Source organism: Pseudomonas sp. T8 (assembly GCF_024610635.1).
Classification (GTDB): Bacteria; Pseudomonadota; Gammaproteobacteria; order Pseudomonadales; family Pseudomonadaceae; genus Aquipseudomonas; species Aquipseudomonas chlororaphis_I.
The window spans coordinates 2,633,497-2,657,862 of sequence record NZ_CP102374.1 but is presented as its reverse complement, the minus strand read 5'-3'; the positions used below and the strand labels follow the sequence as shown (position 1 = coordinate 2,657,862).

Below are 24,366 nucleotides of genomic sequence, written 5' to 3'. Positions count from 1 at the left end.
CAAGACCGGCTTGTTATGCTCTCCATAAGTACTGCCTATAGTTTGGGGTCCAGCATGCTGCTACGCCATATCCGTTACTTGCTGGCCGTCGCCGAGCACCGCAACTTCACCCGCGCCGCCGAAGCCTTGCACGTGTCGCAGCCGACGCTGTCGCAACAGATCAAGCAGCTGGAGGACAGCCTCGGCGCGCCGCTGTTCGATCGCTCGGGGCGCACCGTGCGCCTGACCGACGCCGGCGAGGCCTATGTGCGTTATGCGCGGCGGGCCCTGCAGGAGCTGGAGGCGGCCAAGCGAGCGATGCATGACGTGCAGGATCTGCAGCGCGGATCGTTGCGCCTGGGCATGACCCCGACTTTCATCACGTACCTGGCGGGGCCGCTGCTGACCCGTTTCAACCAGCGTTATCCGGGAATCGCCCTGAGCCTCGAAGAAATGACCCAGGACCGGCTGGAAGCGGCCCTGGCCGAAGATCGCCTGGACCTGGGCATCGCCTTTGCCGGGCAGCACCTGCCGGACATCGACAGCCAGCGGTTGTTCGAGGAGAGCCTGAGCCTGATGGTGAGCCGCGAGCAACAACCCGAGCGACCGCGGCAGCTGACGGCGGCCGAGCTGGAGCGGCAGCCGCTGGTGTTGCTCAGCGGTGATTTCGCCACCCGCCAGCATATCGATCGTTATTGCCGCGAGCAGGGGATCACGCCGCGCATCGCCATCGAAGCCAACTCCATCGGCGCCATTGTCGAGATCGTCCGCCGCGGGCAACTGGCGACCATCCTGCCGCTGGCCATCACCCAGGAACAGCCGGGCCTGCGCCCGGTGCTCCTGCAACCGGCCCTGGCGCCCCGCAGCGTGGCGTTGCTGGGGCGCAAGGGCGCCTATCGCAGCGCCGCGTGCCAGGCTTTTCGCGAGCTGCTGACGACTCAGGGCGTGGGCGCCGCCAGCCACTGATTGACCACGCCGGTGTAGAAGCCGGTGGCCTTGCTCAGGTGCAGCCACTGGTCGACGTAGCTTTTCCAGGCGACGTCGTCCCGTGGCAGGAGGAAGGCTTTTTCACTGTATTGCAGGTACCGCTCGGGGTTCACCGCGCACAACCCCGGCTTGAGCTTCTGCTGGAAGCGCGCTTCGGAAGCGTCGGTGATCATCACGTCGGCCTTGTTCTCCAGCAGTTGCTCGAAGATGGTCACGTTGTCAGGAAACAGGGTCAGGCTGGCCTTGGGCAGGTGGGCCCGGGCGAAGACTTCGTTGGTGCCGCCCGGCGGCTCGATCAGGCGCACCGAAGGCTGGTTGATCTGCTCGACGGTCTGGTAGCGCTGCTTGTCGGCGCAACGCACCAGGGGGATCTTCCCGTCGACGCCCAGGGTGTCGCTGAAGAAGGCTTTCTTCTGCCGCTCAAGGGACACGGAAATACCGCCCACGGCGATGTCGCACTGGTTCGCCAGGAAGTCCGGCATCAGGCTTTTCCAGGTGGTCTTCACCCACTTCACCTCGACTCCCAGGCTTTGCGCCAGGGACTGCGCCATCGAGATATCGATGCCTTCGTAGGCACCGTCCGCGCGCAGGTAGGTGTAGGGCTTGTAGTCGCCGGTGGTGCAGACGTTCAGGTGGCCACGTTCGATGACCTGGTCCAGGTGCGAGGCGTTGGGTGCGGCAAATGCCGGGGCGCTGAGGGTCAGCAGCGAGCAGAGCAGGAGGCGTGCTTTCATGCGGTCGATCCTTGATGACGAGGGAGTGGCCGAGGGCGGCTCATTATTTGCGCCGGGCTCGAACGGGGCAAGGCGCATCGCTTGCCAGGGCGTTGCGGATTGTTTTCGCCGAAAAAGTTTTGGCAAAGGGCTATGCCAACTATTTGTTGGCTTCTTTTTCACGAAACGTTGATGGTCGGCTACCTAAAGTTCGTGCTGTCGTGGGCAGTCATTGAATAACGGGCATGTTGACGACGCACTTCTTTCAAGGAACACGCCGATCATCATGCTAAACATCAAACCCCTGCGTCCTGAATGGGTGACGCTGATTGCCTGCGCCTTTTTATTACTGGGCTGCAACTTTGTGCTCTGGCAGCACCTGTTTAGCATTACCGCCTCGGACGCCCGTGGTATCGCCATGCGCGTGGCCTTCGGGGTGATGATCTTCTGCGCCTTCAACCTCATTCTGACCTGGCTGGCGTTTCGCCGAGTACTTAAGCCGGTGCTGGTTCTGTTGTTTATGGTCAGTGCCGGCGTAGCTTATTTCATGAACCAGTACGGAGTGCTGATAGATGCCGGAATGTTTCGCAACTTTGCCGAAACCAATGCAACGGAAGTGCGTGACTTACTCTCGCTGAAGTTGCTTGTTTATATACTGTTGCTGGGCGTATTGCCTTCCTGGTTATTGTGGAAAACCCCGATTAATTATCGACGCTGGCACCGCGAGTTATTCAGCAAGTTGCTGGTTTCCTTTATTTGCGCGGCGGCCATTGGCGGGGTCGCCCTGGCCAACTATCAGGGGCTGGCCTCGCTGTTTCGCAATCACCATGAATTGCGCCTGATGATCGTGCCGAGCAACTACGTGGGCGCTTCCTTCGGTTACCTGCGTGAGCAAGTGGTCTCGGCGCGCCAGCCCTTCGTCAAGATCGGTGAAGATGCCCAGCGCAATCCGACCTGGCAAAACCACGCGCGCAAGTCGCTGACGGTGCTGGTGGTCGGCGAGAGTGCCCGGGCCGAGAACTTCGGCGTGCTGGGCTACGAGCGCGACACCACGCCGAAACTCAGCCAGGAAAACGGCCTGATCGCTTTCACCGACGTGTCGTCCTGTGGCACCGAGACTGCGGTCTCGGTGCCCTGCATGTTCTCCAACATGGGGCGCAAGAACTACGACGCCAGCAAGGCGAAGAACGAAGAAGGGCTGCTGGACGTGCTCAAGCGTGCCGGGCTCGAGGTGATCTGGCGGGACAACCAGTCCGGCTGCAAGGGCACCTGCGACCGGGTGACCCTGGACGATGTCAGCAACCTCAAGGACCCGGTGCTCTGTGCCAACAGCGAATGCCGCGACGAGATCCTGCTCCAGGGCCTGCAGCATTTCATCGATAGCCTGGACAAGGACACCGTGCTGGTCCTGCACCAGATGGGCAGCCACGGGCCGGAATACTTCAAGCGCTACCCCAAGGAATACGAGCGCTTCACCCCGGTGTGCCAGAGCAATGCCCTGAACAATTGCAGCCGCGAGAGCATCGTCAACGGCTACGACAATACGTTGCTGTACACCGACCACGTGCTGGCGACCCTGATCGACCTGCTGCGCAGCAATCAGGACAAAGTCGATACCGCCATGCTCTACCTGTCGGACCACGGCGAGTCACTGGGCGAATACAACCTGTTCCTGCATGGCACGCCCTACATGCTCGCGCCGTCGCAGCAAAAACACGTGGCGATGCTGGCCTGGTTCTCGGACAGCTATCAGAAGGCGTTCTCGGTGGACACCCATTGCCTGCAACTGAGCCGGGAAAAACCGCTGAGCCAGGACAATCTGTTCCATTCGATGCTTGGCCTGCTGGAGGTCGACAGCCAGGTCTACCAGCCCGACCTGGACCTGTTCGCCGGCTGCCGGGGCAGCGTGGTCGATGGCGTGCTGGCGCGGCAATGAAGCCTTGATCGGCGTTCGACCTTTTTTTCACGATCGGGGCGGTAACCTGTTTTTCATCCAAGACCTACAAGAGCCAGCAGATTCATGTCCGCGCACCCTCCATCCCCCCTCGAGCTCGAGTTCGCCAGGCGCTATGACCAGGCGCATGCGCGCGTCTGTGGCGACGAACGTCCGCTCGGGCTGGGGCGGCGCCTGTCGCTGTGGCGCGACGAATGGCTGGTCCGCCACGCGCTGAAGGTGGCGGGCGAGCCGGGGCTGATTCTCGACCTGGCCTGTGGCGCGGGGCGCTTCTGGCCGGTGCTGGGCGAACACGGTAATCGGGTGATCCTGGCGGCGGACCCGTCCCAGGACATGCTCAACCACGCCCAGACCCACCACCCGGCCGGCCTGCTCAGGCGGGTCAGAACCTTCCAGAGTTCGTCGTTCAGCATCGGCCTGTCGGCCAACGCGGTGGACTGCATCGTCTGCCTGCAACTGTTCCCGCATATCGCCAGCAGCGAGGCGCGCCTGGCGTTGCTGGACGAATTCCATCGGGTCAGCCGCGACTCGGTGATCCTCGCGGTGCGCATCGACAGTCGTCTCAAGGGGCTGCAGGACCGGCTGCTGGGCGATCACACCCGGCAACTGCAGCCTGAACCATGGGGGCAGACCAGCCGGGCGCGGGTCGAGGCCGAGTTCAAGGACGCGGGATTCGAAGTGCTCAGCCACCAGGATTTCATTCCCGGCTGTGCCGCCTGGCGGGTTTACGTACTGCGCAAACAGGGTTAGCCGACGGCGGGCGGATTATTCTTGTGGCCGGGTGCCGATTTCGCGCAGGCTCTTGTCGAGTGAATGCTCAGAAATCGCCGAGGGCGATATATACTGCGCGCCATTCTTCAAGGGAGAGCCGTGTGGCCATCGATATTCACTGGATTCGCGACAACGATAGCCTCGGTCAATTCTGCACCGAGTGGCAGAAGCTGCCATTCGTCGCCCTCGACACCGAATTCATGCGGGTCGACACCTTTTATCCGATCGCCGGCCTGTTGCAGGTTGGCGATGGCCAGCGTGCTTACCTCATCGACCCCTTGACCATCGACGACTGGCAGCCGCTGGCGGCCTTGCTGGAGAACAGCGCGGTGGTCAAGGTGGTGCACGCCTGCAGCGAGGACCTCGAAGTCCTGCTGCGCCTGACCGGCAGCCTGCCGGCGCCGTTGTTCGACACGCAACTGGCGGCCGCCTACCTGAACCTGGGGTTCTCCATGGGTTACTCGCGGCTGGTCCAGGAAGTGCTGGGCATCGAGTTGCCCAAGGGCGAGACTCGTTCCGACTGGCTGCAGCGTCCGCTCTCGGAAACCCAGGTCAGCTACGCCGCCGAAGACGCCGTGCACCTAGCCGAGGTTTTCACTCAGCTGCGGCCGAAACTGTCCGAGGACAAATACAACTGGGTGCTGGAAGACGGCGCCGAGCTGGTGGCCAACCTGCGCCGCGAAGTCGACCCCTACGAGGTCTACCGCGAGGCCAAGCTGGCCTGGAAACTGTCCCGCGCGCAGCTGGCAGTCCTGCGTGAACTCTGCGCCTGGCGCGAGTGCGAGGCGCGGGCGCGGGACTTGCCGCGCAACCGGATCGTGCGCGAGCACTCGCTGTGGCCGTTGGCCAAGAGCCAGCCGGACAGCCTTGGCGCCCTGGCGAAAATCGAAGACATGCACCCGCGCACCGTGCGCCAGGACGGCGAGTTCCTGCTGGGCCTGATCAAGCGTGCCGCCAGCGTCAGCCCCGACCAGTGGCCGCCGGTGGTGCCCGAGCCCTTGCCGATGGACGCCTCGCCTCTGCTCAAGCGCCTGCGCGCCGTGGGCCAGGCCGAAGCCGAGCGCCTGGGCATCGCCCCGGAACTGATGCTGCGCAAGAAAACCCTGGAAAGCCTGCTCAAGAGCGGCTTCCCCAACGGACCCTACCAATTGCCCGATTCGCTGCGTGGCTGGCGCCGCGAATTGATGGGCCAGGCGCTGCTCGACAGTCTGGCCACCGCCGGAGAACAGCCATGAAACGTATCTGCTCGATCTACAAAAGCCCGCGCAAGAACGAGATGTACCTCTACGTGCTCAAGAGCGATGCCCTGGAGCGCGTGCCGGAAAACCTGCTGCTGGCGTTCGGCAAGCCGCAGCACGCCTTCGACCTGGTGCTGAGCCCGGAGCGCAAGCTGTCGCGCGAGGACATTCACCAGGTGCTGGAGAACCTCGAGAAGCAGGGTTACCACCTGCAGATGCCACCGGCCGAGGACGAGTACATCGAGCACCTGCCCGAAGAGCTGTTGCGCCGTAATGATCCGGTCTGACGGACACCTGTAGATGCCCTGTCCAGGGCATCGTTGAAAATGGAACTGACTCTATCTGGCGGCTGTCGCGATCGATGGAGCGATACTCCGTCGGCGGCCGCCTGCACCGTTTTGTAAGGTTTGAACCATGCGCGTTCTGATTGCCGAACACGATCACGCTATTTATGCCCGTTTGTTGCGTCAGCTGGCACCTGACCTGGAAGTGCTCACCAGCGGCGATTCCGCCGAATTGTCGAAGCTGGCCGCGGACTGTCCGGTCTGGCTCGGCCAGCCGGACCTGCTGGCCACCTTGTTGCGCCAGGGCCACCAGCCGCAGTGGCTGCAATCGACCTGGGCCGGCATCACGCCGCTGCTCGCCGACGGCCTGCCGCGTCATTACCGGCTGACCCGCGCCGTGGGGATCTTCGGCCAGGTCATGGCCGAATACGTGCTCACCTACATGCTCGGCCACGAGCGCGAAGTCCTCGCGCGCCTGGTCAGCCAGGTCGAGCGCAAGTGGGATAACCGCACGGGCCAGAGCCTGGCCGGGCGCAAGGTGCTGATCGTCGGCGCGGGCGATATCGGCCAGAGCGTGGCGCAGTTCCTGCTGCCATTCGGCGTCGAGCTGTACGGCATCGCCAGCGAAGCCCGGGAGCAGGCGCCGTTTATCGAAGTGGCGGCCTTGGCGGACCTGGGACGTTTGGTCGGCGAGGTGGATTATGTGATCAACCTGCTGCCCAACACCCCGCACACCCATGACCTGTACGACGCGGCGCTGTTCAAGCAATTCAAGCCGACCGGCCTGTTCATCAACGTCGGTCGCGGCGTCGCGGTGGTCGATGCGGATCTGGTGGAGGCCCTGAAGGAAGGGCATCTGGCGGGGGCGGTGATCGATGTCTGCCGTCAGGAGCCGTTGCCGCAGCGCCATCCGTTCTGGACTGCCTGGGGCCTGCTGCTGACCGGCCACAGCTCGGCGCCGACTTCGCCGACCCTGATGGCGCAGCTATTCATCGACAACCTGCAGGCCTATCAGGCCAATGCGGCGTTGCGTGGCGAAGTGGATTTCGCGCGGGGGTATTGAGGCGCTGCGCAGAGGGGGCTGATGCCGCCTTTTGCGTGGACCCTGTCGCCGCTGCCACAGGCTGCGATCGGCTCCGAAGGAGACGTGCTCTTGAGGGCCTCGGAAGGCCCTTCGGGCCTTATCGCAGCCTGCGGCAGCGGCTACAGGGATTGCAGCAGGCTTACAGGCTGAAGTCGCCTTCGGCCGCGGTTTCGCTCAGCGGGTGACGCGGGCTTGGCTCTTCGCGGGCCTGCAGGTATTCGGCGAGGCTCGCCTTGTCACCCAGCTTGCCGACGGCCACGGCGGCATGCAGGGCATAACCTTCTGGAATCTTCAGCTCCTTGCGGGTCAGCTCCTGGTCGAACCCGGCCATGCCGTGGGTGTGCCAGCCGCTGATGCTGGCTTGCAGCGCCAGATGACCCCAGGCCGAGCCGGTGTCGAAGGTGTGCCACAGGGCCGGGGTTTCTTCGCTGGCGCCGGGCGCGGTGAAGGTGGTTTTCGAGATCACGATCACCAGCGCCGAGGCGTGCTGCGCCCAGCCACGGTTGAACTCGTTGAGCAGGCCGAGGAAACGTTCCCAGTTCGGCGTGTCGCGGCGCGCATACAGGAAGCGCCACGGCTGCGAGTTGTAGGCCGACGGCGCCCAGCGCGCGGCTTCGAAGAAGCTCAGCAGGGTTTCCTCGGGAATGGCCTCGCCGGTGAAGGCGCGCGGCGACCAGCGATCGGTGAACTGTGGGTGAATGGCGTACTCGGCAACGCGGGGATTGGCGCTCATGAAAGAGATTCCTGGCTACGTTTGAGAATGAAATGTAGGTAAACCGGCGAGCGCAGTTGAGCTGGGCGATGGGGTTTCCTGACCCTTTGCGATTCACCGGGTGCGACGCGGTCGAGCGTTTATGGCACGCGGACGTGTGGGCCTGTCCGACAGGCAAAGCTACTGCGCCGCATGCGGCCTGACAAGTAGTGCCTTACCGACAGTCGCCAGCGCTTGGCCCGCGCGGCCTTGGGCACTAGACTGGCGGCCTTTTCCCTGTCCGATACCGATTACCTGAGCCATGGCCGCCAAAGTTGAACCCTTCTGGATCCGCAAAACCCTCGAACAACTCGATCAGGAGGAGTGGGAGTCGTTGTGCGATGGTTGTGGCCTGTGCTGCCTGCAGAAGCTCGAGGATGAAGAAGACAACAGCGTCTACTACACCCGCATCGCCTGCAAACTGCTGGACCTGAAGACCTGCCAGTGCAGCGACTACGCCAACCGCCGCGCCTCGGTGCCGGATTGCATCCAGCTCACCCCGGGCAAGGCCGATGAGTTCAAATGGCTGCCGCCGACCTGCGGTTATCGCCTGGTCAGCGAAGGCAAGGACCTGCCGCTCTGGCACCATCTGGTGTGCGGTGACCGCGATGCGGTGCACCACGAGCGTATTTCCCAATCCGGACGCATGCTCGCCGAAGGCAGCGTGGCCGAAGAGGACTGGGAAGATCACCTGATTTTCCGCGCCGGCTGAAGGTACGCCGCGCTCGCGTTCAAGGTTGTTTCACGAAGGAGTGTGTATGGCTGTGGGGGCAAGGCTGGCGCTGGCCGGCTGGCTGCTGGTGCTCAGTGCGCCGGGGTGGGCGGCGAAGAAAGTCGATCTGGATTACCACGTGCGTCTGTTGCCGCAGAGCGACCAGGCGGAAGTGCGCCTGACCCTGGCGGACGGCGCGGCGGTGCGCAGCCTGGATTTCAACCTGGGCAAGCATGGCGATTACAGCAACTTCAAGGCCGATGGCCAATGGCAGTCCGACGCGGCCAAGCCTTCCGCGCTGCAGCGTGGCATATGGCGCCCGGCCAGCGGCAAGGCCAGCCTCAGCTACCGGGTGCGGATCAGCCACAGCCTGAAGAAAGACAGCTTCGACAGCCGCATGACCCCGCACTGGGCCTTGTTGCGTGGCGACACGCTGGTGCCGGCGGCGAAGCTCGACCAGCAGGACGGCATCGAGTTGGTGTCGCGCCTGGAGTTCGAGTTGCCCGCGGGCTGGAAAAGCGTGGAGACCGCCTGGCCGCGGATCGGCAAGAACCGTTTCCGTATCGATAACCCCGCGCGCCTGTTCGACCGGCCCACCGGCTGGATGCTGGCCGGCGCCCTGGGCAGCCGCCGTACCCGGCTGGGGGAAACCGAAGTCACAGTGGCCTCGCCGCAAGGGCAGGGCATGCGACGCATGGATGTGCTGACCCTGCTGACCTTCGTCTGGCCGCAGATCCAGGCGACCTTTCCCCGCCACCCAAGCAAGTTGCTGATCGTCGGCGCGGCCGACCCGATGTGGCGCGGCAGCCTGGCCGGACACGATTCGCTGTTCTTGCACAGCCGCCTGCCGCTGGTCAGCGAGAGCGGCACCAGCCCGCTGTTGCGCGAGGTGATCCAGGCCTTTGCCCGGATCAACGACAGCGAGTGCAGCGACTGGATCGGCGAAGGGCTGGCGGAGTACTACGCCATCGAATTGATGCGCCGCGCCGGCGGCATGAGCGACGAGCGTTATCAGGCCCTGGAGACTCGGCTGGCCAAGAGCGGCCACGGCGTCGGCAGCCTGCGCGGCGAGCAGGTGGACGCGTCGGTGGTGGCCAGGGCCGTGCTGCTGTTGCAGGAGCTGGATCGGGAGATCCGCCTGAAGACCCGCAACAAGCGTTCGCTGGATGACGTGACTCGGGCGGTGATGCATCTGGAGCGTGTCAGCACCAAGGAGTTTATCCAGCTCAGCGAGACGGTGCTGGACGGCTCGTCGAAGGTGCTCGACAGCGATTTGTTGCGCTAGTGGAATCGACCGCTTTGCGGTCATCGCGAGCAAGCTTCGCTCCTACAGGGCAGCACAGCTTTTGTAGGAGCGAAGCTTGCTCGCGATAGCGTCCTGTCATTCAACACGAGTTTCGCGTCCGACTATCAGACCCCGGCCTTGGGCGATTTCAGCGAATCGTTGCCTGTCGCGGTACGCTTCGCCGCCTCGGTATTGGCCTTGAGGGTTTTCAGCTCCGCGCCGGCGCGCTCGATCTTCGCCCGCACGTTCTGCATGTCCTGGCGGCTTTTCTCCAGCAGGCTTTTCGCCGAGCTGTGGCCGGTGATGCCACGGGCCAGGGCGACCCCGCCGATGGCCACCTGGATCAGGCCGAACACGCCGCCACGGCGCAGGCCCTTGCCGACCATCACCACGCCGCCGGCCAGCGAGCCGATGCGCTCCCAGCCTTGTACGTTCTGCTCCGCCGGGCTCTGGAAAGGGGTGGTTGCGATGGGTTCCAGTTGTTTGCTGTCGCTCATGATCTGTCTCCAGGGGGGATGGATATAAAGCTGACTGCGCTGGCGCGTCGCTTGTTCCATCGAATGTGCCGCGAACTCGGAACAGCGCTCAGAACAGCGCTTAAAACTTAGGACCGGAGCGGGTGTTGTTGCCCTTGGCCAGGCGGTCGTAGAGCACCACGTTGACGGTGGCGGCGAGGTTCATGCAACCGGTGGTCGGGATGTAGACCACGTCTTCGCACCAGTCGCGGATGTCCTTGTCCAGGGAGCCGTCTTCCGGGCCGAAGATGTACAGCGCGCGATCCGGGTGGGTGTACTCGGGCAGCGAGCGGGCGCCTTCCACCAGTTCCACCGCCACCGGCACGCAGCCCAGGGGCAGGATCTTCTTCAGGTCGTCGATGCCGATCAGCGGGATGTCCTGGTGGACTTTCTTGGTGTCGGTGACGAAGTCGCGGGCCCGTTCATAGCGCTTGCCGGTGTAGAACACCGACGCGACGCCATAGCAGCCGGCGGCGCGCATCACCGAACCGACGTTCTCCGGTGACTTGGGGTTATACAAACCAATGCAGCTGTACCTTTTGTTTGCCACGAGCGGGGTGCCTTCGAGAAAAATCGCGATTATACGGGGATTGTCGGCCGGCGGTTGGATCCGGCAAATGCATCGCGGGCAAGTGGCGCTCATGCAGGATCAGTGTCTGCCGGTGCGCCGCTTGCCCGCGAGAGGCCGGTCCAGTTGGACCGCAGAGGACGAAGGTTACTCTTCGTCTTTCTTCATCAACCCCGCCAGCGCGGCGAAGGGGTTGTGGGTGGCCTTGGCGACTTTCGGCGTGCTCAGGGAGCCTTCGCCGAAGTACTGCTGGTCGGTGTAGCGCGAGTGTTCGTTGTCGTGGCAGTACAGGCACAGCAGTTCCCAGTTGGAACCGTCCTGCGGGTTGTTGTCGTGGTTGTGGTCGCGGTGGTGCACGGTCAGCTCGCTCAGGCGCTTGCCGGAGAACTCGCGGGCGCAGCGCCCACAGACGTGCGGGTACATCTTCAGGGCCTTGTCGCGGTAGCCCATCTCGCGGTCGCGTTGGGCGTCGGCGAGGATGCGGTCGAGCTTGGACGTGTTGGTCGAACTCATGGGTTCACCTTTATGCAAAGACTAATGACGGTAATGAGCCAAGTTTAGCTCAGGCCTTGAGCTTCTCGGCAATCCAGATGGTGTGGCGGGTGCCCTTGTTGCCATGGGCGAAGACCTGCACTTCCTCCGCCTTGAAGCCGGCCTTGCGCAGCTTGTCGGAATACTGCTTGTCGGCGCTGGCCGACCACACGGCCAGCACGCCCTTGGGGCGCAGGGCCCGGGCGCAGGCCGCCAGCCCGGCGGCGGAGTACAGCCAGCTGTTGGCTTTCTGGGTCAGGCCTTCGGGGCCGTTGTCGACGTCGAGCATGATCGCGTCGAACCCCTGGGGCTCGGCCTGCAGCACCTTGGCCACGTCTTCCATGCGGATCACCGTGCGCGGGTCGAGCAGCGGTCGGCCGGATTTTTCCCCCAGCGGCCCGCGGTTCCATTCCACCACCCCCGGCACCAGCTCGGCGACCACCACTTCGGCGCCCTTGCCCAGGTGCTTGAGGGCCGAGGCGAGGGTGAAACCCATGCCCAGGCCGCCGATCAGCACCCGCGAATTCGGCCGCCCGGCGACCTTGCGGCAGGGGATTTCCGCCAGGGCGTCTTCGGAGCCGTGCATGCGCGTGTTCATCAGTTGCCCGCCGTCGCCGCCCTGGATCTTGATGACAAAATCCTCGCCGTATTCGAACAGGCACAAGGCACCGCCATTTTCGGGAATCGGGGTGGTGTCCAGCAGAACGAAACGTTTCATGAGGGTCTCAATGAGGAAGGCAAACCGGCCCGGTTGGGAGTAGCCTGAGGGCTGACAATAGCGATGGAGCCATTGATGAAGCGCACTATTCTAACGGTCATTGCCCGCACAGCGCTCTTGCTAAGTGCGGCGCTCGCGATGAGCGCCGTGCACGCCGAGGAACTGCAGGCGGTGCCCGTGACTCCGGTTCCCGCCGCCGGCTCGCCCGGCACCGCGACCCCGACCCCTTATCCGCAGATCACGCCCCCCAGCACCCCCAAGGCCACGGCCCATGGCGGTGCGCCCTTGCTGCCGCCGATCGACATGCCCAAGCCGCCGAAGGATCAGACCTTGCCAGGGTTGGAGCAGAACGGGACGAAAACCAAGACGCCGGGTGGCTAGACCTGTTGCGACAGCAGCTGCCCGTCGGCCATGCGCAGGCGCTTGGACAGTGACACGGCGAGGGCGCGGATGATCTTGGCGGCGATCTTCGGCGCCTCGTTGAGCATTTTTTCCAGCGAGTCCTTGCCCAGGTTGAGCAGCCGGCAATCGCTGGCGGCCACGCAGGTGGCCGAACGCCGCTCGCCATCGAGCACCGCCATCTCGCCAAAGGCACGACCGCTGCGCAGGGTGGCGATGGTCACCCGCACGCCTTCGCTGTTGGTCTTCTGCACGGCCACCTGGCCGGAATGGATGATGCACATGAAGCTGCCGGCATCGCCTTCGCGGAAGATCTCCTGGCCCTGGGCGATGCTGCTGATGCTGAAGTAACCGGCGGCGGCATTGAAGTCGGCCGGCAAGAGCTGATCGAACAATCCGCAGTCCATCAGCCAGTCGCGGATTTCGTTGTTCAACAAGGTGGGTTCTGGCATGTCGTCACGGTCTTTTTCTTGTGTCTGTTGCGGTCCCGGGCAGGTGCAGTATGGCCTGGGGCCGGCGCTCCTGTGTTAAGACAGGAGCGTCGGCCGGAGTTCCTCAGGCAATGCCCAGAATCTTGAAAACAAATGCATATTCGAGCGCTACGTCACGCAATCCCTGGTAACGCCCGCTCATGCCGCCGTGGCCGGCGCCCAGCTCGGTCTTGAGCAGCAGCAGGTTGTCGTCGGTCTTGGTGGCGCGCAGCCGGGCCACCCACTTGGCCGCTTCCCAGTACTGCACCCGGCTGTCGTTGTAGCCGGCGATCACCAGGGTCGCCGGATAGGCCTTGGCCTCGACATTCTCGTAGGGCGCGTAGGCCTTGATCCGGGCGTAGACCTCCGGCTCCTCGGGGTTGCCCCATTCGTCGTACTCGGTGACGGTCAGTGGCAGCTCGGGGTCGAGCATGGTGTTGAGCACATCGACGAACGGCACCTCGGCGATCGCCGCCTTGAACAGCTCCGGACGCTGGTTGAGCACCGCGCCGATCAACAGGCCGCCGGCGCTGCCGCCGCTGATGGCCAGTTGCCCGGAAGTGGTCAGGCCCTGGGCGATCAGGTGTTCGGCGCAGGCGATGAAGTCGCTGAAGGTGTTCTGCTTGTGTTCCTGCTTGCCGGCGCGGTACCAGGCTTCGCCCAGTTCGCCGCCGCCACGCACGTGGGCGATGGCGAAGGCCACGCCGCGCTCCAGCAGGCTCAGGCGCGAATGGGAAAACCACGGGTCGAGGCTTTCGCCGTAGGCGCCGTAGCCATAGAGGTACAGCGGTGCCGGCCGGCCCAGGGCCTCGCGCTTGATCACCAGGCTGATCGGCACCTGGGTGCCATCGGCGGCGGTCGCCCACAGGCGCTGGCTGACATAGGCATCCGGGTCGAAGACGCCCAGCACCGGGGTTTCCTTGAGCACTTTCTGTTCGCCGCCGGCCAGTTCCAGCTGGCGGATCTGCGCCGGGCGATTCAGCGCTTCGTAGCGCAGGCGGATGCGCTGGCTGACGAACTCCAGGCTGTTCTGCACATGCAGGCTGTAGGCCGCATCCGGCAGTTGCACGCGATAGGCCGGCAGGCCCTCGGGGTGCACCTCGATGATCGGCAGGCCGCCTTCGCGCAGGCTCAGGGTCATGGCCGAGTCGTTCAGGCTCAGGCCTTCGAGCATCACGCTGTCGCTGTGGGGGATCAGGTTCTGCCAGTCGGCCTGGCCTGGCACCGTGCCCAGGTCCGGCGCCTGGTAGAGGGCGAAGTTGATGCCGTCGCGGTTGCTGCGGATAAACCAGGTCCACTGGCCGTCGAGCAGGCCGTGGTCGACGTCGTACTCATGGTGCTCGACCCGCGGCGCCAGGCAGGTGAAGGCGTGCTGCGGCTGCGCGGCGTCGAGTACCCAGACCTCGCTGGTGGTCTTGCTGCCCAGGGACAGCAGCAGCTGTTTCTCCGAGCTTGAGCGGTAGCAATGGAGGAAGAAACGCCCGTCCGGCTCATGGAACACCTCTTCGGCGGCGGTGCCGTCCAGGCGATAGCGGAACAGCTTGTGCGGGCGATGGGTGTCGTCCAGCTCGCCGAAGAACAGGGTCAGGCTGTCGTTGGCCCAGGTCATGCTGCCGTCGCAATCGGTGAACGCCAGCTCGCTGACCTTGCCGTTGGACAGTTCCTTGACGAACAGGGTGTAGACCTCTTCGCCGCTGGTATCGAGGCTGTAGGCCAGGCGCTGGTGGTCGGGGCTGATGCTGAAGGCGCCGAGGGAGAAGAATCCACCCTTGGCCAGCTCGTTCGGATCCAGCAGCAGTTGTTCCTGGCTTTCGTCGACGCTCAGGCTGTCGTCGGCCGGGCGCGGGCAGCGGTAGTGCCGGGCGTATTCGTCGCCGGCGGTGGTGCGGGTGTAATACAGGTACGGGCCCCAGGGCGAAGGCAGCGAGAGGTCGGTCTCGAGGATCCGTCCCTTGATTTCCTGGAACAGGGTTTCGCGCAGCGCCGCCTGGTCGGCGAGGGCGGCTTCCTGGTAGCTGTTTTCGGCCTTCAGGTAATCGAGCACGGCGTCGGTGTCGCGCTCCTGGAGCCAGGCGTACGGGTCCGGGCCTTCGGCCTTGCGGGCGATCGGGGCGCTGGTGACGTGGGCGGATACGGGCATGAAGGGCTCTCGGGGCGGTGACAATTAAGGGCGCGGCAGACGGCGGTGCAGCCTGACATGCGAAAAGCCGTTATCATAAGCGCCTCTTTGCCTGCCTTGCCATGGACACCATGACCGAGAACGACTATCTGATCGCTTGGGGGCTTTACGCCTTCGCCGCCTTGGGCTGCCTGCTGGTGTGGATGCGCCTGACCCGCTGGATGTGGCGCTGGCTGCGCGAACCGCTGCGCGTGCTGGTGGCGGTGCTGCTGTTCAGCCCGACCGTGGTCGACCCGGCCAAGGAGATGTTCGCCCCGGCCGTGGCCATCACTGCCCTGGACATGCTGTTCAAGGTCGGCAACAACGCCTGGCGCGCGGTTTCCGACCTGTTCATGTACGGCGTCATCGCCTTCGGCATCTACCTGGTGTTCGTGCTGATCCGCTGGCCGATCGAGCGCGCCTCCAAGGCCCGCAAGGAACAGGCCGAGGCCGCCAAGGCCGCGGCCCGCGCCGAAGAGCCGGACGACCAGCCTTTCGGCGGCGCCGGCGACGATCGTTATGGCCGCCCGCCAGTGCCCAGCAACCCCCAGCGTTCGCGGATCGAGCCGCGTCTGTAACACGCATTGAAGCGAGAGTCCGAGCATGTGTGAGTTATTGGGCATGAGCGCCAATGTACCGACCGATATCGTGTTCAGCTTTACCGGGCTGATGCAGCGCGGCGGGCGCACCGGTCCGCATCGCGACGGCTGGGGCATCGCGTTCTACGAGGGCCGTGGCCTGCGCCTGTTCCAGGACCCGGCGGCGAGCAGCGAGTCGGAAGTGGCCAACCTGGTGCAGCGCTACCCGATCAAGAGCGAAGTGGTGATCGGCCACATTCGCCAGGCCAACGTCGGCAAGGTCTGCCTGTCCAATACCCATCCGTTCGTGCGCGAGCTGTGGGGGCGCAACTGGTGTTTCGCCCACAACGGCCAGCTGGCGGATTTCCAGCCGGCCGTCAGCTTCTATCGTCCGGTGGGCGATACCGACAGCGAAGCGGCCTTCTGCGATCTGCTCAACCGGGTGCGCGAAGCCTTTCCCGAGCCGGTGGAAGTCGAGGAGCTGCTGCCATCGCTGGTGGCCGCCTGCGCCGAATATCGCAGCAAGGGCGTGTTCAACTGCCTGCTCAGCGATGGCGACTGGCTGTTCTGCTACTGCTCGACCAAGCTGGCGCAGATCACCCGCCGTGCGCCCTTTGGCCCGGCCCGCCTGAAGGACGTCGACGTGATCGTCGACTTTCAGGCGGAAACCACGCCCAACGACGTGGTGACGGTGATCGCCACCGAACCCCTGACCGAAAATGAAACCTGGACTCGCTACGAGCCGGGCCAATGGAGCCTGTGGCGGCGCGGCGAATGCGTGCTGCACGGCCAGACCGAATAAGGACATCCCCTATGTTGCTCAGTTATCTGCGGCTGGTGTTGTTTGCGGCCGGCCTGTTGGTCGGCGTCCAGGTGCCGGGGTTCATCAGCGATTACGCCAAGCGTGTCGAGGCTCACCTGATCGAGGCCCAGGCCAGCCTTCAGGGGTTCCAGGGCACCGCCAACCAGTTCTTCAAGGGCGATCTGCAGGCGCTGGTCGCCCACTATCGGGCCAGCGACGATCCGGTGTTCCGCAGCGATGCCGACAGCCTGGGCAATCTGCTCGTTCGCCAGCGCGCCCTGGACAAGCAGTTCCAGGCCATGCAGGGCCCCTGGTACATCCGCCTGTTGCAAGTGGTGCTGGCCGCCGACCCGGATATCCGCAAGGAAACCTGGAACGGCTACAGCTACCAGATCCTGCTGACCCCGGAGGCGATGATCTGGGCCATGAGTGGCGCCTTGCTGCTGTCGTTCGGCCTGGAATGCCTGTATCGCTTGATCGACTGGGTGGTGCTCGGCGGCAAGCGCCTGCGCCAGAGCCGGCCGATCGAAGAGCGTGACCTGAAGGGGTTGTGACCGTAGCCGCTGCCGCAGGCTGCGATCGACGGCGCAGCCGTCGTAAACCAGCCGACGCGTTTTTCCAGGCAGATCGCGGATGCAGGTTGTGCGGCAACTGCGTTGCCGTTCGCAGCCTCGCAGGCTCGGCAGCGGCTACACGGACGCCGCGATCCCTGTAGCCGCTGCCGCAGGCTGCGATCGGTTGCGCAGCAACCGCAAAGATGGCTGGCCCACAACCCCTCATCGAGCCGATTCACGCAGGCTGCGCCCGCAATCGCAGCCTTCGGCAGCGGCTGCAAAGGCCTTCGCGGTGGATCAGCCCGTCAGCACGATATAGTCCGGCCCCACCTTGCGCGCATATTGCTCCAGCACCTGCTGGCACAGCACCACCACCTCTTCCACCAGTTCGACACCCACCCGCCACGACACCACCACCTGCAGGTTCGGCGGGCGCTGGTCGATGGTCAGCAGGGTCAGTTCGCCGCGCGCCAGCTCTTCGCTGACCAGTACCGGCGGCAAGGCGCCGATGCCGAAACCGTCGCGCAACAGGCGAGTGATGGCCGACACCGAGTTCACGCAGTTGAGCCGTGGCGCGCTCACGCCGTTGGCCTGCATCAGGATCAGCACTTCCTGGTGCGGCAGGGAGTTCTTCGAGTAGGTGATGATGCGTTCCCGGGCCAGCTCGGCCAGGTTGGCGTACTCGCGGTTGTAGATCGAGTGGCTGGCGACTATCCAGCCCATCGGGTGGCTGGCCAGTTCCAGGCTGCGAATGGATTCCTGGCGCAGCAGGTCGGTTTGCAGCACCAGGTCGAGAAAGCCTTTCTGCAACTGGTCGCAGAGGTTCAGCGAGGTGTCGGCCACCAGCTCGATTTCCACCTGGGGATAGCTGTCCATCATCCGCGCCACCAGGGGGCTGAGCCAGGTGTGGATCACCGTGTCCATGACGCCGATGCGAATCCGCCCGACCTTGCTCGAACGGGTCTCGATCGACTGCTTGAGCGCCTGCATGGTGTCCATCATCTGCTCGGCATAGTCGAGCACCTTGAGGCCTTCCGGGGTCAGGCTCACACCGCGCGAGTCGCGCAGGAACAGCTTGACCCCGAGTTCGCCCTCGAGCACGGCGATGCGGCTGGAGATCGACGCCTGGGTGGTGAAGAGTTTGTCGGCGGTCAGGCGAAAGCTTTTCAGGCGCGCCACCCAGACAAAGGTTTCAAGGAACTTGAGGTTCATGCGATCAACTTTTCTTATGTCTGGAGGCGGTTTTTATTAGTTGGACGGGGCAGGGCGCGGGCGCCAAAAATCGCTGCGTCTCACGATAAGCGTCGTCGGGGCCCAGAACAATACCAATAAAACCAAGGTGGAGATTTGCCATGAGTGCGCCCGACACGCTCGCCGCCAGCAAGGCCAAAGGCCGCGCCGGCCCCTTCGACTGGTACCGCGACATCAACCAGCAGGAACGCCGCACGTTCTGGAGCTGCAAGGCCGGTTACGGCCTGGATGGCATGGACACCCAGATGCTCAGCTTCGTCATCCCGACCCTGATTGCGCTGTGGGGCATCAGCTCCGCCGAGGCCGGCCTGATCCACACCAGCACCTTGCTGGCCTCCGCCCTGGGCGGCTGGATCGCCGGCATCCTGTCCGATCGCATCGGCCGGGTGCGCACCCTGCAACTGACCGTGCTCTGGTTCGCCTTCTTCACCTTCCTCTGTGGCCTGGCGCAGAACTACGAGCAGTTGCTGATCGCCCGGACCCTGATGGGCTTCGGTTTCGGCGGCGAGTGGACCGCCGGCGCGGTGCTGATCGGCGAGGTGATCCGCGCGGAAAACCGCGGCAAGGCGGTGGGCATGGTGCAGTCCGGCTGGGCCTTGGGCTGGGGCATCACGGCACTGCTGTATGCGCTGATGTATTCCCTGCTGCCGCCGGAAGAAGCCTGGCGCGCCCTGTTCCTGCTGGGCATCCTGCCGGCGATCTTCGTGATCTTCGTCCGTCGCCTGGTCAAGGACCCGGAGGTCTACCGGCAAACCCGGGCCCGGGAAGTGCCTGACAACCCCTCGCGTTTCTACGAGATTTTCGCCCCCGGCATTCTCAGCACCACCCTGCGCGCATCGCTGCTCGCGGCCGGCGCCCAGGGCGGCTACTACGCCATCACGTTCTGGCTGCCGACCTTCCTCAAGACCGAGCGGGGCTTGAGCGTGCTGAGCACCGGCGGCTACCTGGCCATGGTGATCTTCGGCTCCTATGTGGGCTATGTGATCAGCGCCTATCTGACCGATATTCTCGGGCGCAAGAAGAACTTCATCCTGTTCGCCGCCGGCTCCTTCACCATCGTCCTGCTGTACACGCAAATGCCGGTGAGCAACGCAGTGATGCTGTGGCTGGGCTTCCCCCTGGGCTTCTTCGCCTCGGGGATCTTCAGCGGCATGGGCGCCTTCCTGACCGAGCTGTTCCCCACGCGGATCCGCGGTTCGGGCCAGGGCTTCTGCTACAACAGCGGCCGGGCGCTGGCAGCCTTGTTCCCGCTGCTGATCGGCCTGCTCAGCCAGCACATTCCACTGGGCGCGGCCATCGGCACTTTCGCCGCCGTGTCCTACGGCATCGTGGTGCTGGCGGCCCTGAGCCTGCCGGAAACCCGTGGCAAGCAACTCGAAGCGCGCTAACTGATAATCTGTGGGCATCCCACCGCGATCCCCGCAGCCAAAACGACAAACGCTACAGGAGCACTGACCGTGAGCCGCCTGTTATTGAATTGCGACATCGGCGAAAGCTTTGGCAACTGGACCATGGGCCTGGATGCCGAGGTGATGCCGTTCATCGATTGCGCCAACATCGCCTGCGGTTTCCATGCCGGCGACCCGAGCATCATGCGCAAGACCGTCAGCCTGGCCCTGGCCAATGGCGTGCGCATCGGCGCGCACCCTGCGTACCAGGACCTGGCCGGTTTCGGCCGCCGTTCCATGGCCTACGGCGCCCAGGAACTGCAGGACCTGCTGCATTACCAGATCGGCGCCCTCGACGGTATCTGCCGGGCCCAGGGCAGCCGGGTGAGCTACGTCAAACCCCATGGCGCCATGTACAACGACATGATGGCCAACCCAGCGCAGCTGCGCGCGGTGATCCAGGCGGTGGCCGCCTACGACCGGCAGCTGCCGTTGATGCTGATGGCCACCCGTGACAACAGCGCGGCCCAGGCCCTGGGCGACGAGTTCGGCGTGACCCTGTGGTTCGAAGCCTTCGCCGACCGCGCCTACGACAACGCCGGCCATCTGGTGTCGCGGCAACTGCCGGGGGCGGTGCATCACGACCCGGAAAAGATCATTGCCCAGGCCCTGACCATCGCCCGTGGCAACGCGCTGCTGGCCAGCGACGGCAGCGCCTTGCACCTGCAGGCCAATACCCTGTGCGTGCACGGCGACAACGCCAGTTCGGTGGCCGCCGTGCAGCGTATCCGCGCGGCCCTTGCGCAGTTGCCAGCATGAAAATACGCCTTGAAGTGGTGGCCATCGATTGCCTGATGGTGCGCCTGTTCGATGCCATCGCCGAGGCCAACATGCCGTGGATGCTCGCCGCCAGCGAGCGCCTGCGGGCAGCCTTCGGCGGGCAGTTGATCGACCTGGTGCCGTCCTACACCACGCTGATGGTGCACTACGACCTGCGGGCCTTGAGCCCGTCCCAGGCCCGGGAGCTGATCGATGTGGCGCTGACCGACCTGACTCCGGACTCGCGCACCGGTGGCCAGCGCCATGTGCTGCCGGTCTGGTACGACCTCAGCGTTGGCCCCGAGCTGAGCCTGTTGTCGCGACGCAGCGGCCTGTCGGTGAGCGAGGTGATCCGTTGCCACAGTGAGCGTGAATACCAGGTGTTCGCCCTGGGGTTTGCGCCGGGTTTCGCCTTTATGGGGCTGGTGGACGAAGTGCTGGCCGCGCCGCGCCTGGATACGCCGCGCAAGCGCGTGGCGGCCGGTAGCGTGGGGATTGCCGAGCGGCAGACCGCGGCTTATCCGGTGGTGTCGCCGGGTGGCTGGAACCTGATCGGGCGCACACCAAGCCGGCTGTTCGATCGCGAGCGCGACGGCTACAGCCTGATGCAACCGGGCGACAGCGTGCGTTTCGCCGCGGTGGAACACGCCGAATTCATCCGCCTGGGCGGCGACGACACGCCACTGGAGGTGCCGGCATGAGCCGCCTGACGATCGAAGCCAGCACACCGCTGTGCCTGTTGCAGGACGCCGGTCGCTTTGGCGTGCGGCACCTGGGCGTGACCCAGGGTGGCGCGCTGGACTGGGTGTCGATGTCCTGGGCCAACTGGCTGCTGGGCAACGTTTTGGATGCGCCGGTGATCGAGATCACCCTGGGCGGCTTCAGCATGGTCGCCGAGGAGCTGTGCCTGCTGGCGCTGGCGGGGGCCGACCTGGGGGCCTGTATCGATGAGCGTCCGCTCAGCCCGGGGCGCAGTTTTATCCTGCAAAAAGGCCAGCGGCTGCGTTTCACCCAGCCGTACCTGGGCGCGCGGGCCTATCTGGCGGCGCCCGGCGGTTTCAATGCGCCCAAGGTGCTGGGCAGTTGCGCCAGCGTGGTCCGCGAGGAACTGGGCGGGCTCGACGGTTTCGGCCGGCCGCTGGCCGAGGGCGCGCGGCTGGAGTATTCCGGGGCAGGGGTGAACCTCAAGGAACTGTCGGGCAAGCAACTGCCGGACCTGCAATCGAAGGCGCCGCTGGAGGTGATTCTCGGGGCGCAGATCGGCCAGTTCAGCGGGCAGAGCCTGTTCGATGCCTTCAACAGCGCCTGGACCCTGGACAGCCGCGCCGATCGCATGGGCATGCGTCTGCTGGGGCCGCAGCTGCGCTATCAAGGGGCGCCGATGATCTCCGAGGGTATTCCCCTGGGGGCGATCCAGGTGCCGCCGGACGGCCAGCCGATTGTCCTGCTCAACGACCGGCAGACCATTGGCGGGTATCCACGGCTGGGAGCCTTGACGCCCCTGGCGCTGGCGCGGCTGGCGCAATGCCTGCCGGGCAGCGAGGTGCGCCTGATGCCGGTGGTGCAGGAGACGGCGTATCGGCAGCAGATCGAGTTTTTACGGCGGTTTGTCTGAACCGATGTAGCCGCTGCCGCAGGCTGCGATAAGGCCCGAAGGGCCTTCAAGCGGACTCAAGAGCGCGTCTGCTTCGCAGCCGATCGCAGCCTGCGGCAGCGGCTACAGGGATCGCGTTGGACGGGATCCTATTTGGAGAGAAACCGCATCCCTTCTTCCAGGCCGCGCAAGGTCAGCGGGTACATCTGGTCTTCGATCAGCTCGCGCACGATGTTGGTCGAGGCGGTATAGCCCCAGGTGTCTTTCGGGTAGGGGTTGATCCAGATGAGCTTCTTGTACTTCTCCATGAAGCGCTGCATCCACACGTAGCCGGCTTCTTCGTTCCAGTGCTCGACGCTGCCGCCGGCCTGGGTGATTTCGTAAGGCGCCATGGCGGCGTCGCCGACGAAGATCACTTTGTAGTCGGCGCCGTACTTGTGCAGCACGTCCTGGGTCGAGGTGCGTTCCGAGCCGCGGCGCAGGTTGTTCTTCCACACCGACTCATAGATGAAGTTGTGGAAGTAGTAGTACTCCAGGTGCTTGAACTCGGTCTTGCAGGCCGAGAACAGCTCCTCGCAGATCTTCACGTGGGCATCCATCGAGCCACCGATATCGAACAGCAACAGCAGCTTGATGCTGTTGCGCCGCTCCGGGCGCATCTGGATGTTCAGCAGGCCGGCGTCGCGGGCGGTGTGGTCGATGGTGCCATCGATGTCCAGCTCGTCCGCCGCGCCCTGGCGGGCGAACTTGCGCAGACGGCGCAGGGCCACCTTGATGTTGCGGGTGCCCAGTTCCACCGAGTCGTCGAGGTTCTTGTATTCGCGCTGGTCCCAGACCTTGACCGCCTTGCCCTGGCGCTTGCCGGCGTCGCCGACGCGGATGCCTTCCGGGTTGAAGCCGCCGGAGCCGAAGGGGCTGGTGCCGCCGGTGCCGATCCACTTGTTGCCGCCGGCGTGGCGTTCCTTCTGTTCTTCCAGGCGTTTCTTGAACTCTTCGATCAGCTTGTCCAGGCCGCCGAGGGACTGGATCTGCGCCCGTTCCTCATCGCTCAGCGAGCGCTCGAACTCCTTGCGCAGCCAATCCTCAGGGATCAGCGCCTGCAGGTGGTCGTCGAGTTTTTCCAGGCCGTTGAAGTAGGCGCCGAACGCGCGGTCGAACTTGTCGAAGTGCCGCTCGTCCTTCACCAGGATCGCCCGGGACAGGTAATAGAACTCGTCCATGTCGGCGAAGGTCACGCGCTGCTTGAGCGCGTTGATCAGGTCGAGCAGCTCGCGCACCGACACCGGAACCTTGGCGGCACGCATTTCATTGAACAGGTTGAGCAGCATGACAATGCCCTCTCAGCGGGTGCCGCGACGGCTCATGAACGCCAGGCGTTCCAGCAATTGTACGTCCTGCTCGTTCTTCACCAGGGCGCCGGCCAGTGGCGGGATGGCCTTGGTCGGATCGCGTTCGCGCAGCACCGCTTCGCCGATGTTGTCGGCCATCAGCAGCTTGAGCCAGTCCACCAGCTCGGAGGTCGAAGGCTTCTTCTTCAGGCCCGGCACCTTGCGCACGTCGAAGAACACGTCCAGCGCTTCGCTGACCAGGTCCTTCTTGATGTCCGGGTAGTGCACGTCGACGATTTTCTGCAGGGTGGTGCGGTCGGGGAAGGCGATGTAGTGGAAGAAGCAGCGGCGCAGGAAGGCGTCCGGCAGCTCTTTCTCGTTGTTGGAGGTAATGATGATGATCGGGCGCTGCTTGGCCTTGATGGTCTCGTCGATTTCGTAGACGTAGAACTCCATCTTGTCGAGTTCCTGCAACAGGTCGTTGGGGAACTCGATGTCGGCCTTGTCGATTTCGTCGATCAGCAGGATCACCCGCTCCTCGGATTCGAAGGCCTCCCACAGCTTGCCTTTCTTCAGGTAGTTGCGGATGTCATGCACCTTGTCCACGCCCAACTGCGAATCGCGCAGGCGGCTCACCGCGTCGTACTCGTACAGGCCCTGGTGAGCCTTGGTGGTGGACTTGATGTGCCAGGTGATCAGCTTGGCACCGAAGGACTCGGCCAGTTGCTCGGCGAGCATGGTCTTGCCGGTGCCTGGTTCGCCCTTGACCAGCAGCGGCCGCTCCAGGGTGATGGCGGCATTGACTGCCAGCTTCAGGTCATCGGTGGCGACGTACGCGCTGGTGCCTTCGAACTTCATCTGCAATTCCTCGAACGGTAACGCCGACGTGCATCGAGCAGGTCGGAAGAATAAAACACGAATGGCCGACTATAGCG

The 24,366-nt window shown here is 64.4% G+C and carries 27 protein-coding genes; 16 read left to right on the top strand and 11 right to left on the bottom strand.

Annotated elements, in window-relative coordinates; all coding sequences use genetic code 11:
- Window positions 1-54: 54 nt before the first annotated feature.
- Entirely contained in the window at window positions 55-945 is an 891-nt protein-coding gene (gene cynR / locus NRG23_RS11835; RefSeq protein ID WP_028681862.1) for a transcriptional regulator CynR, read from the top strand.
- Here cynR and NRG23_RS11830 read toward each other — a convergent pair.
- Window positions 918-1,700 carry a transporter substrate-binding domain-containing protein gene (locus NRG23_RS11830; protein ID WP_028681863.1) on the bottom strand — a complete coding sequence of 261 codons (783 nt, stop codon included), beginning with the start codon at window positions 1,698-1,700 and terminating at the stop codon, window positions 918-920. The genes cynR and NRG23_RS11830 overlap by 28 nt on opposite strands.
- 265 nt (window positions 1,701-1,965) lie before the next feature.
- Here NRG23_RS11830 and NRG23_RS11825 point away from each other — a divergent pair, with 265 nt between their 5' ends.
- From NRG23_RS11825 to NRG23_RS11805, 5 genes are all read left to right on the top strand, one after another.
- Window positions 1,966-3,615 carry a phosphoethanolamine transferase gene (locus NRG23_RS11825; RefSeq protein ID WP_009047563.1) on the top strand — a complete coding sequence of 550 codons (1,650 nt, stop codon included), beginning with the start codon at window positions 1,966-1,968 and terminating at the stop codon, window positions 3,613-3,615.
- 84 nt (window positions 3,616-3,699) lie between these two features.
- Window positions 3,700-4,383, top strand: a complete 684-nt coding sequence (locus NRG23_RS11820; protein ID WP_101281960.1) for a class I SAM-dependent methyltransferase — start codon at window positions 3,700-3,702, stop codon at window positions 4,381-4,383.
- Window positions 4,384-4,505: 122 nt separating this feature from the next.
- Window positions 4,506-5,639 carry a ribonuclease D gene (gene rnd, locus NRG23_RS11815; protein ID WP_257374653.1) on the top strand — a complete coding sequence of 378 codons (1,134 nt, stop codon included), beginning with the start codon at window positions 4,506-4,508 and terminating at the stop codon, window positions 5,637-5,639.
- Window positions 5,636-5,929 carry a YcgL domain-containing protein gene (locus NRG23_RS11810; protein WP_009047566.1) on the top strand — a complete coding sequence of 98 codons (294 nt, stop codon included), beginning with the start codon at window positions 5,636-5,638 and terminating at the stop codon, window positions 5,927-5,929. Before rnd ends, NRG23_RS11810 begins: the two co-directional genes overlap by 4 nt.
- 127 nt (window positions 5,930-6,056) lie before the next feature.
- A complete protein-coding gene (locus tag NRG23_RS11805; RefSeq protein ID WP_028681865.1) occupies window positions 6,057-6,989 on the top strand; it encodes a D-2-hydroxyacid dehydrogenase in 933 nt (310 codons plus the stop codon).
- Between the two features lie 160 nt (window positions 6,990-7,149).
- Here the strand turns inward: NRG23_RS11805 and NRG23_RS11800 are convergent, their stop codons facing one another.
- Window positions 7,150-7,743: a nitroreductase family protein gene (locus NRG23_RS11800; protein WP_257374652.1), complete on the bottom strand. Its 594-nt coding sequence runs from the start codon at window positions 7,741-7,743 to the stop codon at window positions 7,150-7,152.
- 280 nt (window positions 7,744-8,023) lie between these two features.
- Between NRG23_RS11800 and NRG23_RS11795 the strand changes: the two genes are divergently transcribed.
- Window positions 8,024-8,473 carry a YcgN family cysteine cluster protein gene (locus tag NRG23_RS11795; protein WP_007926912.1) on the top strand — a complete coding sequence of 150 codons (450 nt, stop codon included), beginning with the start codon at window positions 8,024-8,026 and terminating at the stop codon, window positions 8,471-8,473.
- A gap of 46 nt (window positions 8,474-8,519) precedes the next feature.
- Window positions 8,520-9,758: a hypothetical protein gene (locus NRG23_RS11790; RefSeq protein WP_257374651.1), complete on the top strand. Its 1,239-nt coding sequence runs from the start codon at window positions 8,520-8,522 to the stop codon at window positions 9,756-9,758.
- A gap of 125 nt (window positions 9,759-9,883) precedes the next feature.
- Here the strand turns inward: NRG23_RS11790 and NRG23_RS11785 are convergent, their stop codons facing one another.
- The 4 genes from NRG23_RS11785 to NRG23_RS11770 form a co-directional block, all read right to left on the bottom strand.
- The gene (locus NRG23_RS11785) at window positions 9,884-10,255 is read right to left on the bottom strand and encodes a DUF2892 domain-containing protein (protein WP_038630915.1); all 372 of its coding nucleotides are present in this window, start codon (window positions 10,253-10,255) and stop codon (window positions 9,884-9,886) included.
- Between the two features lie 100 nt (window positions 10,256-10,355).
- Window positions 10,356-10,823, bottom strand: coding sequence for an RNA methyltransferase (locus tag NRG23_RS11780; protein ID WP_007926908.1), 468 nt, complete (start codon window positions 10,821-10,823; stop codon window positions 10,356-10,358).
- Between the two features lie 165 nt (window positions 10,824-10,988).
- The gene (locus NRG23_RS11775; RefSeq protein ID WP_009042617.1) at window positions 10,989-11,354 is read right to left on the bottom strand and encodes a YajD family HNH nuclease; all 366 of its coding nucleotides are present in this window, start codon (window positions 11,352-11,354) and stop codon (window positions 10,989-10,991) included.
- A gap of 49 nt (window positions 11,355-11,403) precedes the next feature.
- Window positions 11,404-12,090 carry a hypothetical protein gene (locus NRG23_RS11770; RefSeq protein WP_063428882.1) on the bottom strand — a complete coding sequence of 229 codons (687 nt, stop codon included), beginning with the start codon at window positions 12,088-12,090 and terminating at the stop codon, window positions 11,404-11,406.
- A 75-nt stretch (window positions 12,091-12,165) separates the two neighbouring features.
- Here NRG23_RS11770 and NRG23_RS11765 point away from each other — a divergent pair, with 75 nt between their 5' ends.
- A complete protein-coding gene (locus NRG23_RS11765) occupies window positions 12,166-12,471 on the top strand; it encodes a hypothetical protein (RefSeq protein WP_009047572.1) in 306 nt (101 codons plus the stop codon).
- Here the strand turns inward: NRG23_RS11765 and NRG23_RS11760 are convergent.
- Both NRG23_RS11760 and NRG23_RS11755 read right to left on the bottom strand, forming a co-directional pair.
- Entirely contained in the window at window positions 12,468-12,941 is a 474-nt protein-coding gene (locus tag NRG23_RS11760; protein WP_009047573.1) for a cyclic nucleotide-binding domain-containing protein, read from the bottom strand. The genes NRG23_RS11765 and NRG23_RS11760 overlap by 4 nt on opposite strands.
- 103 nt (window positions 12,942-13,044) lie before the next feature.
- Window positions 13,045-15,099 (bottom strand): S9 family peptidase, encoded by a 2,055-nt coding sequence (locus NRG23_RS11755; protein WP_257374650.1) that lies wholly within the window; start codon window positions 15,097-15,099, stop codon window positions 13,045-13,047.
- 101 nt (window positions 15,100-15,200) lie between these two features.
- Here NRG23_RS11755 and NRG23_RS11750 point away from each other — a divergent pair, with 101 nt between their 5' ends.
- From NRG23_RS11750 to NRG23_RS11740, 3 genes are read left to right on the top strand one after another with little or no spacing between them, the layout of a single operon-like run.
- The gene (locus NRG23_RS11750; RefSeq protein ID WP_009047575.1) at window positions 15,201-15,695 is read left to right on the top strand and encodes a hypothetical protein; all 495 of its coding nucleotides are present in this window, start codon (window positions 15,201-15,203) and stop codon (window positions 15,693-15,695) included.
- 25 nt (window positions 15,696-15,720) lie between these two features.
- Window positions 15,721-16,497: a class II glutamine amidotransferase gene (locus NRG23_RS11745; protein WP_009047576.1), complete on the top strand. Its 777-nt coding sequence runs from the start codon at window positions 15,721-15,723 to the stop codon at window positions 16,495-16,497.
- An 11-nt stretch (window positions 16,498-16,508) separates the two neighbouring features.
- Window positions 16,509-17,051: a DUF2937 family protein gene (locus NRG23_RS11740; protein ID WP_009047577.1), complete on the top strand. Its 543-nt coding sequence runs from the start codon at window positions 16,509-16,511 to the stop codon at window positions 17,049-17,051.
- A 297-nt stretch (window positions 17,052-17,348) separates the two neighbouring features.
- Here NRG23_RS11740 and NRG23_RS11735 read toward each other — a convergent pair whose 3' ends face one another.
- Window positions 17,349-18,263 carry a LysR family transcriptional regulator gene (locus tag NRG23_RS11735; RefSeq protein WP_257374649.1) on the bottom strand — a complete coding sequence of 305 codons (915 nt, stop codon included), beginning with the start codon at window positions 18,261-18,263 and terminating at the stop codon, window positions 17,349-17,351.
- 140 nt (window positions 18,264-18,403) lie between these two features.
- Between NRG23_RS11735 and NRG23_RS11730 the strand changes: the two genes are divergently transcribed.
- From NRG23_RS11730 to NRG23_RS11715, 4 genes are all read left to right on the top strand, one after another.
- Complete coding sequence (locus tag NRG23_RS11730) at window positions 18,404-19,690, top strand: MFS transporter (RefSeq protein WP_103331392.1); 1,287 nt, start codon at window positions 18,404-18,406, stop codon at window positions 19,688-19,690.
- A 69-nt stretch (window positions 19,691-19,759) separates the two neighbouring features.
- Complete coding sequence (locus NRG23_RS11725) at window positions 19,760-20,509, top strand: 5-oxoprolinase subunit PxpA (RefSeq protein WP_103331391.1); 750 nt, start codon at window positions 19,760-19,762, stop codon at window positions 20,507-20,509.
- Window positions 20,506-21,210 (top strand): allophanate hydrolase subunit 1, encoded by a 705-nt coding sequence (locus NRG23_RS11720; RefSeq protein ID WP_103331390.1) that lies wholly within the window; start codon window positions 20,506-20,508, stop codon window positions 21,208-21,210. Before NRG23_RS11725 ends, NRG23_RS11720 begins: the two co-directional genes overlap by 4 nt.
- Window positions 21,207-22,124, top strand: coding sequence for a biotin-dependent carboxyltransferase family protein (locus tag NRG23_RS11715; RefSeq protein WP_257374648.1), 918 nt, complete (start codon window positions 21,207-21,209; stop codon window positions 22,122-22,124). Before NRG23_RS11720 ends, NRG23_RS11715 begins: the two co-directional genes overlap by 4 nt.
- 128 nt (window positions 22,125-22,252) lie before the next feature.
- Here NRG23_RS11715 and NRG23_RS11710 read toward each other — a convergent pair whose 3' ends face one another.
- Window positions 22,253-23,431: a VWA domain-containing protein gene (locus NRG23_RS11710; protein WP_007926886.1), complete on the bottom strand. Its 1,179-nt coding sequence runs from the start codon at window positions 23,429-23,431 to the stop codon at window positions 22,253-22,255.
- 12 nt (window positions 23,432-23,443) lie between these two features.
- Window positions 23,444-24,289, bottom strand: coding sequence for a MoxR family ATPase (locus NRG23_RS11705; RefSeq protein ID WP_016705272.1), 846 nt, complete (start codon window positions 24,287-24,289; stop codon window positions 23,444-23,446).
- Window positions 24,290-24,366: the final 77 nt, after the last annotated feature.